Source organism: Pseudomonas fluorescens (assembly GCF_902497995.1).
GTDB lineage: Bacteria > Pseudomonadota > Gammaproteobacteria > Pseudomonadales > Pseudomonadaceae > Aquipseudomonas > Aquipseudomonas fluorescens_BK.
This window is the reverse complement of record NZ_CABVII010000028.1, coordinates 78,987-86,938: the sequence shown is the minus strand read 5'-3', so window position 1 is coordinate 86,938 and position 7,952 is coordinate 78,987. Positions and strand designations below refer to the sequence as shown.

The 7,952-nt window shown below is 61.1% G+C and carries 9 protein-coding genes and 1 pseudogene; 6 read left to right on the top strand and 4 right to left on the bottom strand.

Going from position 1 to position 7,952, the window contains the following annotated elements:
• Positions 1-155: 155 nt before the first annotated feature.
• The 4 genes and pseudogenes from F8N80_RS26330 to F8N80_RS26315 all read right to left on the bottom strand — a co-directional run bounded on the left by F8N80_RS26330 (position 156) and on the right by F8N80_RS26315 (position 1,885).
• Positions 156-833 carry a response regulator transcription factor gene (locus F8N80_RS26330; protein WP_064679147.1) on the bottom strand — a complete coding sequence of 226 codons (678 nt, stop codon included), beginning with the start codon at positions 831-833 and terminating at the stop codon, positions 156-158.
• A gap of 7 nt (positions 834-840) precedes the next feature.
• Positions 841-906, bottom strand: a pseudogene (locus tag F8N80_RS26325) (translation initiation factor 2); the annotation flags it as partial.
• Positions 907-987: 81 nt separating this feature from the next.
• On the bottom strand, positions 988-1,287 hold the full coding sequence (locus F8N80_RS26320; protein ID WP_047532085.1) for a YciI family protein: 300 nt from the start codon (positions 1,285-1,287) through the stop codon (positions 988-990).
• Position 1,288: 1 nt separating this feature from the next.
• Positions 1,289-1,885, bottom strand: a complete 597-nt coding sequence (locus F8N80_RS26315; RefSeq protein WP_150749130.1) for a septation protein A — start codon at positions 1,883-1,885, stop codon at positions 1,289-1,291.
• An 87-nt stretch (positions 1,886-1,972) separates the two neighbouring features.
• Between F8N80_RS26315 and F8N80_RS26310 the strand changes: the two genes are divergently transcribed.
• The 6 genes from F8N80_RS26310 to rluB all read left to right on the top strand — a co-directional run bounded on the left by F8N80_RS26310 (position 1,973) and on the right by rluB (position 7,190).
• A complete protein-coding gene (locus F8N80_RS26310; RefSeq protein WP_150749131.1) occupies positions 1,973-2,836 on the top strand; it encodes a PHP domain-containing protein in 864 nt (287 codons plus the stop codon).
• A 13-nt stretch (positions 2,837-2,849) separates the two neighbouring features.
• Complete coding sequence (locus tag F8N80_RS26305; RefSeq protein WP_150749132.1) at positions 2,850-3,479, top strand: L-threonylcarbamoyladenylate synthase; 630 nt, start codon at positions 2,850-2,852, stop codon at positions 3,477-3,479.
• A 60-nt stretch (positions 3,480-3,539) separates the two neighbouring features.
• On the top strand, positions 3,540-4,298 hold the full coding sequence (locus F8N80_RS26300; protein ID WP_191632984.1) for a segregation and condensation protein A: 759 nt from the start codon (positions 3,540-3,542) through the stop codon (positions 4,296-4,298).
• Positions 4,299-4,309: 11 nt separating this feature from the next.
• Positions 4,310-5,401 carry an SMC-Scp complex subunit ScpB gene (scpB, locus tag F8N80_RS26295; RefSeq protein ID WP_150785010.1) on the top strand — a complete coding sequence of 364 codons (1,092 nt, stop codon included), beginning with the start codon at positions 4,310-4,312 and terminating at the stop codon, positions 5,399-5,401.
• A 145-nt stretch (positions 5,402-5,546) separates the two neighbouring features.
• Positions 5,547-5,738: a DUF1289 domain-containing protein gene (locus tag F8N80_RS26290; protein ID WP_150749135.1), complete on the top strand. Its 192-nt coding sequence runs from the start codon at positions 5,547-5,549 to the stop codon at positions 5,736-5,738.
• A gap of 156 nt (positions 5,739-5,894) precedes the next feature.
• Positions 5,895-7,190, top strand: a complete 1,296-nt coding sequence (rluB, locus tag F8N80_RS26285; protein ID WP_150785009.1) for a 23S rRNA pseudouridine(2605) synthase RluB — start codon at positions 5,895-5,897, stop codon at positions 7,188-7,190.
• Positions 7,191-7,952 lie beyond the last annotated feature (762 nt).

Genomic DNA, 7,952 nt, shown 5'->3' with positions numbered 1-7,952 from the left:
CAGAAGACAATGATTGATCAATCGAAGTATGCTTTTTCATGGACTCGCCCTCGCTGTCGTTGGCTGTTTAGACTGCCACCGTGGCGCATTGACGCCTCGGCGTGGGCGAGTCCATCCAATTACAGGGGGCTCCTGCACCGGGGATCGCGTCTGTTTCAGAGGCTGTAGTAGTAACCACGGCTGCGCAGGGCCACGATGCGCGGCCGGCCATCGGGATGCGGGCCGATTTTTTTGCGCAGATTGCTGATGTGCATGTCCAGGCTGCGGTCGTACAGGGTCAGTTTACGGCCGAGGGCGATCTGCGCCAGATCCTGTTTGTCCAGCGGCTCACCGGGTTGCTTGAGCAGCGCTTCAAGCAGGCGGCTTTCGGAAACGGTGAGAGTGAATTCCTGCTCATCGATGCTGACCACGCCGCGCACCGGGCTGAAACACAGGTCGCCCAGTTCAAGCTGGCTGGACACCGCCGTCGGATGACTGCGGCGCAATACGGCGCGCAAGCGCGCGGTCAGTTCCCGTGGATCGCAGGGTTTGGCCAGGTAATCGTCGGCACCGAGTTCCAGGCCGAGGATGCGGTCCAGCGGCTCGCCCCGGGCCGAGAGCATCAGCACCGGCAAGTCCGGATGATCGCTGCGCAATTGCTTGAGCAACTCCAGACCGCTGCCGTCCGGCAGCATCACGTCCAGCACCACGGCCGCCGGCGAGGTTTCAGCCAGCGCGCGACGGGCGCTCCGGCCATCGTGGCAGGCGCGGACGTGGAAGCCTTCCTGGCTCAGCCAACTGCTCAGGAGCTCACACAGCTCCTGATCATCATCAATTAATAACAGCTCGCTCATGAATCACTCAATTTAGCCATTGCCGACGTTTTCTGCTTGCACCACTGGCGAAGATACCGCAGAGCAGGGCCAACCGCACCGGGGACGGCCGGTGCGCGAGAATAATGAGCGTTGAGAGCGCGATGAACCGATAAGGTTCATCGCGAGGGCGATATTACGGCAAGACTTGCTTGAACGGCTTGACCGAAACGTTGGCGTAGACGCCTGCGGCGATATACGGATCGGCGTCGGCCCAGGCCTGGGCGGCGCTCAGGGAATCGAATTCGGCGACGATCAGGCTGCCGGTGAAACCCGCGGCGCCCGGGTCATTGCTGTCGACGGCCGGGTGCGGGCCAGCCAGTACGATGCGGCCTTCGCCTTTGAGCGCTTGCAGGCGCTCAAGGTGCGCAGGCCGTGCGGCCAGGCGGGCTTCCAGGGAGTTGGCGACGTCTGTGGCAATGATTGCGTAAAGCATGTCAGTCCTCGATTTTTGGCGTTGTGGTATCGGCGTCGTGCAAATGGCGGGACAGGTAGATGCCCTGTGCGACCAGGAACAGCAAGGTCATGCCCAGGCTGCCGAAGACCTTGAAGTCGACCCAGTAGCTCTGGAAGGTGAACGCGACAAACAGGTTGGCGGCACCGCAAAACAGGAAAAATCCGATCCAGGCGATGTTCAGGCGGACCCAGACCGGCTCCGGCAGGGTCAGTGCGTGGCCCATGATGCGTTTGATCAGCAGCTGGTCACCGACGAAGTGGCTGCCGATGAACGCCAGGGCAAACAGCCAGTTGACCACCGGGGCTTTCCATTTCAGGAAGGTCTCGCTGTGGAACGCCAGGGTCAGGCTGCCGAAGACCAGGCAGGCGATGAGGGTCAGCCATTGGCTCTTCTCCAGCTTGCGCTGCTTGATATAGAGGGCGCCGTAGACCACCAGGGAGCTGACGATCAGCATCGCGGTGGCGCTGTAGATACCCCCTACGGTCAGTTGATGACCGGCGATATCGACGACCCGAGGATCGATTTTGAACACAATGAAGAACAGCAGGAGCGGGATGAAATCGATGAATTGTTTCACAGTGGCAGCCAGAAGCAGGATGTGGCGGCATAATAACAAACATATGGGCGCGCGATAGTGCCAGCTGATTTGAGGTAACACATCCCCGTGAATGTTGATTTGCACTGCCACAGCACGGCCTCCGATGGCGCCCTGGCGCCTGCGGCGCTGGTTGCGCGTGCGTTCGAGAAAGGCGTGCGAGTCCTGGCCTTGACCGATCACGATACCCTTGAAGGCCTTGATGAGGCCCGCAGTGCGGCGTCCGCGCTGGGCATGCAACTGGTCAATGGCGTCGAATTGTCCTGCACCTGGGGGGGCGCGACCATCCATGTGTTGGGCTACGGATTTGACGTGAATGCACCACCGTTGGTCGAGGCGATTGCCAGATTGCACGATGGCCGCTGGCTACGGTCCGAAGAAATAAGCCGCAAGTTGGCGTTGAAAGGCATGCCGGGAGCGCAGGAAGGTGCCCGGGCCATTCAGCAGGAACTGGGCGACAGCGGCAACGCGCCGGCCCGTCCGCATTTCGCCGACTGGATGGTGCGCGAGGGATACGTCAAGGATCGCGCCGAGGCGTTCCGCAAATGGTTGGGCGCCGGCAAGCTGGGGGACGTCAAGCAACACTGGCCGACCCTGGAAGACACCGTCGAAACCCTGCGTGCGGCGAAGGCCTGGGTCAGCCTGGCGCATCCCTGGCATTACGATTTCACTCGCAGCAAACGTCGCCGGCTGATTGCCGACTATATTCAAGCAGGGGGCCACGCGATCGAAGTGGTCAATGGCCATCAGCCCGCCGAGCAAGTGGGCAGCCTGGCGATTCTTGCCCGTGAGTTCGGTCTGCTGGTCAGCGCCGGTAGTGACTTTCATGGCCCTGGAGGCTGGTCCGAGATCGGTGAATACCGCCCGCTTCCGGAGGATCTGCCGCCACTGTGGTGTCGATTCAAACATGACCCAATTATTGCCGCCGTCTGAACAGGTAGAGAATGTGAGTCAATTTTTCCAGATTCATCCGGAAAACCCGCAAGCGCGCCTGATCAAACAGGCTGTCGAGATCATTCGCAGCGGCGGGGTGGTGATTTACCCCACAGACTCGTCCTACGCCATTGGTTGCCAGATCGGTGACAAGAACGCCGTGGAGCGCGTGCGCCGCTTGCGTCAACTGGATGAAAAGCACAACTTTGCGCTGATTTGCAGTGACCTGTCGCAGCTGGGGTTGTTCGCCAAGATCGACACCGGCACCTTCCGCCTGCTCAAGGCGCATCTGCCGGGTCCCTATACCTTCATCCTCAACGCCACCCGCGAAGTGCCGCGCCTGCTGTTGCATCCGAAAAAACGCACCATCGGCCTGCGCGTACCGGCGCATCCGATTGCCCTGGCGCTGCTGGAAGAGCTCGGCGAACCGTTGATGAGCGTGACCCTGATCATGCCCGGCGACACCGACCCGATGAGCGATCCTTACGAAATGCGCCAGTTGCTCGAGCACCAGGTCGACCTGATCATCGACGGCGGTTTCGGCGGGATCAAGGCGTCCACCGTGATCAACCTCGCTGACGGCGGGCCCGAAGTGATCCGCGTCGGTTGCGGCGACCCCGCCCCATTCATGGCCGAGGCCTAGATGTCCGCAGAGGAACCCGTCGACAGTCAGGCCCAAGCCCAGCTAGAGCAGCCCTTCGCGATGGTCTATGGCCAGGCGGTCATGGAAATGCCCCTGGACCTGTATATCCCGCCGGACGCGCTCGAGGTTTTTCTCGAGGCCTTCGAAGGCCCCCTCGACCTGTTGCTGTATCTGATCCGCAAACAGAACATCAATATCCTCGACATCCCGGTGGCGGAAATCACCCGTCAGTACATGGGCTATGTCGAATTGATGCAGTCGGTGCGCCTGGAGCTGGCCGCGGAATACCTGGTGATGGCTGCGATGCTGGCCGAAATCAAGTCGCGGATGCTGCTGCCCCGTGCCGAAACCATCGCAGACGAAGAAGACGACCCGCGCGCCGAACTGATCCGGCGCTTGCAACAGTACGAACGCTTCAAGGCCGCTGCCGAAGGTATCGATGGCTTGAGTCGCGTCGGCCGTGACGTGGTGGTGCCCAAGCTTGATGCCCCCCAAGCCCGGGCGCGCAAGCTGTTGCCGGACGTGAGTCTGGAAGAGTTGCTGATGTCCATGGCCGAGGTCCTGCGGCGGGGCGACATGTTCGAAAGCCACCAGGTCAGCCGCGAGGCATTGTCCACCCGCGAACGCATGAGCGATGTGCTGGAACGGCTCAAGGGCGGCGGTTTCGTGCCGTTTGTCGAACTGTTCACCGCTGAAGAAGGACGCCTGGGGGTGGTGGTGACCTTTATGGCGGTCCTCGAACTGGTCAAGGAATCCCTGGTCGAGCTGGTGCAGAATGAGCCGTTCGCGGCGATCCACGTCCGGGCCCGAGCCGAATAACGAGTTGAATCATGAACCTGACTGAACCCCGCGAGCTGGCGTCACTGCTTGAGGCCTTTCTGTTGGCCTCGGGAAAACCGCAATCGCTTGAACGCCTGTTCGAACTCTTCGAAGAAGGTGAGCGACCCGAGCCGCCGGTCTTCAAGAAAGCGCTGACGATTCTGGCCAAGTCCTGCGACGGCCGCGCCTTCGAGCTGAAGGAAGTCGCCTCCGGGTATCGCCTGCAGATCCGCGAAAAGTTCTCGCCATGGGTAGGACGTTTGTGGGAAGAGCGGCCGCAACGCTATTCCCGCGCCATGCTCGAAACCATGGCCCTGATCGCCTATCGCCAGCCGATCACCCGGGGCGAGATCGAAGACGTACGAGGTGTGGCGGTCAACACTCACATCGTCAAGACGCTGCTGGAGCGCGAGTGGATCCGCATCGTCGGCTATCGCGATGTGCCCGGCAAACCGGCGATGTTCGCCACCACCAAGATCTTTCTCGATCACTTCAACCTGAAGAACCTCGACGATCTGCCACCGCTGGCCGAGCTGCGCGAGCTTGAACCTGATCCGCTGCTGGATTTTGACGACGCACCGGTGCCTGCCGGGTTGCAAGCGTTGGCGGACGCCAGTGCCGAGCCGGAAGAGCCCAAGGAAGAAACCAGTTTCCATTCGTTGTTGCAGGAGCTGGACACGATGGAGGAGGGGCTCAAGACTGATTTCGACGACATCCTGCGCGATGGGGCGGTGACTGATTCGGCACAGATGCTGGAACAGCCTGAGCTTGAGATCGATGCTGAACTTCCGGTCGAGGCCGAAGCCACTGTTGAAGAAGAGCAGGAAGCAGCAGAGCAGGAAGTAGAGCATGAAGTAGAGCAGGAAGTAGAGCAGGAAGTAGAGCAGGAAGAAGTAGAGCAGGAAGAAGCAGAGCAGGAAGAAGAGCAGGAAGAAGAGCAGGAAGATGACGTGCTTGGCGTCGCCGAAGCTCGCGAAAAACTCCTGGCCGCTGTCGCTGCCCTCGAACAACACAAGCCGGACCCCGAGTTGACCGACGAAGAAGCCGAAGCCCGGGCTCTCGCTGAAGCGATCGAAGCCGAACGCCGCGAATTCGAAGATTGACCCTAACCCTTTGAACAATGGAGATCCCTGTGGGAGCGGGCTTGCCCGCGAATGCGGTGGGTCAGACAACAATGATGTCGACTGATACTCCCTCTTCGCGGGCAAGCCCGCTCCCACAGGGGAGTTGCGTTCATAGGTATCTGCGATGAGTTCGACCAAAGACCCCTGCATCAGCCTCTGCAAATTCACCGACGACATCTGCCTCGGCTGCGGCCGCAGCAAGCGCGAGATCAAGGCCTGGAAGAAACTCGACAAGGTCGACAAGCGCACGGTGCTGGCCGAGGCGGCGCTGAGGTTGATCAAGCTCGGCGCCACCGGTCGGCGGAAAAACAAATAACCTGCCCTCCGTCGACTAGTCTCTGATGCGCGAACGCCCGCATGAGCGTATGATTCGCGACCCTCCGGCGATCCCTTCGCCCGAGTGCCCAGCTTTCAACGCTTCAGGCCCCTCACTTCAGAGCTGCCTGAACAGACCACACCGGGAGGTGCCCAGATGAGTATCAAAGACCAGAAAGACGACCAGGAAATCGGCCCAGCAGGCGAAAAGCTGCAGAAAGTCCTCGCCCGTATCGGCGTCGGCTCGCGCCGTGACGTAGAAGCCTGGATCAGCCACGGCCGCATCAAGGTCAATGGCAAAGACGCCACCCTCGGCCTGCGTGTCGACCTGCATGACGCCATCACCATCGATGGCAAGGTGATCAAGCGCGAAGAAGCCGCCGAGTCGGTACGCCGCGTGATCATGTACAACAAACCCGACGGTGAAATCTGCACCCGCGACGACCCTGAAGGCCGTCCGACCGTGTTCGACAAGATGCCGCGCCCGAAAGAAGGTCGCTGGATCAACATCGGTCGTCTGGACATCAACACCACCGGTCTGCTGATGTTCACCACCGACGGTGAGCTGGCCAACCGCCTGATGCACCCGTCCTACGAAATGGACCGTGAATACGCAGTCCGTGTGCGTGGCGAAGTCGATGACGAGATGATCGAGCGCCTGAAGGCAGGCGTCGTCCTCGAAGACGGCCCGGCCAAGTTCACCGACATCAAGCAGGCACCCGGCGGCGAAGGTTTCAACCACTGGTACCACTGCGTGGTCATGGAAGGTCGCAACCGCGAAGTCCGTCGCCTGTGGGAATCCCAGGGCCTGGTGGTCAGCCGCCTGAAGCGCGTGCGTTTCGGCCCGGTGTTCCTCAACTCCGACCTGCCGATGGGTCGCTGGCGCGAAATGAGTCAGTACGAAGTCGACATCCTGAGTGCCGAAGTCGGCCTGACTCCGGTGGCCATGCCGCAGATGAACGCCAAGAGCAAAGACAAGCTCGAGCGTATGCAGCGTAAATCGTCGCGTCCGGTGGGCAAGACCGAGCGCGTACGGACCCTGCGTCCTGCCGCCGGTGCTCCGGCTGCCGGCCCGCGTCCAGCGCGTGAGCCGCAGATCGAAGGTGAGCGTCCGGCCCGCAAGCCAGCTGCACCCCGTGCGGACGGCGAGCGCGGTCCACGCACGCCGCGTCCGGCCAACGGTCGCACCGAGCGCGGTGAAGGCCGCGGTGCACCAAGCGGTGGTCGCAGCGATCGCGGTGCGCCTGCCGGTCGTGGTGAATCTCGTGGTGATTCGGCTCGCGGTACGCCAGTGGCGGACCGTCCGTCCGACACCAAGCGCCCGGCCAAGCCAGCGCCGAAGAAACGCCCGGGCATCGTCCTGGTCGACAAGGATGCGCCATCGGGCAAGCGCCGCGGCGCCCCAGCCGGCTCCGGCCAGCGTCCGGGCTTTGGTCGTCGCAAGCCTGAGTAAGCGGTAAACGCTTGATGAAAAACGCCAACCTTCGGGTTGGCGTTTTTTTTTGAATCTGTCTTTGGTGATGGGGTGAATGTTCGGGCCTCTTCGCGAGCAAGCCCGCTCCCACATTGGACCTGCGTCGTACACAAAATCTGTGTGCACTGCAGAACAAGTGTGGGAGCGGGCTTGCTCGCGAAGGCGTTATTCGCATCCCCGCAGGTTAACGCCAGAGTCCTGCCGCCACTTCTGATTCGGCAATATTTCGTTACGGGATGTAAAGGAATAATGACGAAATTAAGCCCTGAATCCCGTGAATTCGCGTCTGCGGGAGCGGTGTAAGGAAAACCTGCCGCCAGTCCTCCGATTGATCCGCATGCAGGGCTCTGGAGCGCTTGTTTCAGCGACGCGGGAAGGGTGAGATGCGCCCCATGCCTGTCGTGCAGGTGCATAACAAGAAGGAGGCGCAATGTACGCCGTGACTCGATTCCATCTCTTCCCGCGGGGCGATTTTTCTGCCGCGTCCGTCCATGACCCGCAAAGGTCTGACTCAATTTTTGCAGCCGCCCGAGACGCTCGGGGCGGACACACGCAATCCCGGCAAACGACAGGTTGATCCAACGGTGTCTGGCAGCAGGGGGTTACAGGTGTACAATGCGCCGCGTTTTAACTGTGACCTCCTGCGCTTCTGCGCAATCCTCAAGGTTATCCGCCTTGGTTCACTCCGCCGCGTCACGAGCGTGTCGGGTCCGATTTCGTCACAGATAAAAACAAACAGGT

What these genes read in the sequence shown, in the direction of transcription:
- F8N80_RS26330 (WP_064679147.1), bottom strand. Translation starts at nt 833, where the DNA reads ATGAGCGAGCTGTTATTAATTGATGATGATCAGGAGCTGTGTGAGCTC.
- F8N80_RS26320 (WP_047532085.1), bottom strand. Translation starts at nt 1,287, where the DNA reads ATGCTTTACGCAATCATTGCCACAGACGTCGCCAACTCCCTGGAAGCC.
- F8N80_RS26300 (WP_191632984.1), top strand. Translation starts at nt 3,540, where the DNA reads ATGGTCTATGGCCAGGCGGTCATGGAAATGCCCCTGGACCTGTATATC.
- scpB (WP_150785010.1), top strand. Translation starts at nt 4,310, where the DNA reads ATGAACCTGACTGAACCCCGCGAGCTGGCGTCACTGCTTGAGGCCTTT.
- F8N80_RS26290 (WP_150749135.1), top strand. Translation starts at nt 5,547, where the DNA reads ATGAGTTCGACCAAAGACCCCTGCATCAGCCTCTGCAAATTCACCGAC.
- rluB (WP_150785009.1), top strand. Translation starts at nt 5,895, where the DNA reads ATGAGTATCAAAGACCAGAAAGACGACCAGGAAATCGGCCCAGCAGGC.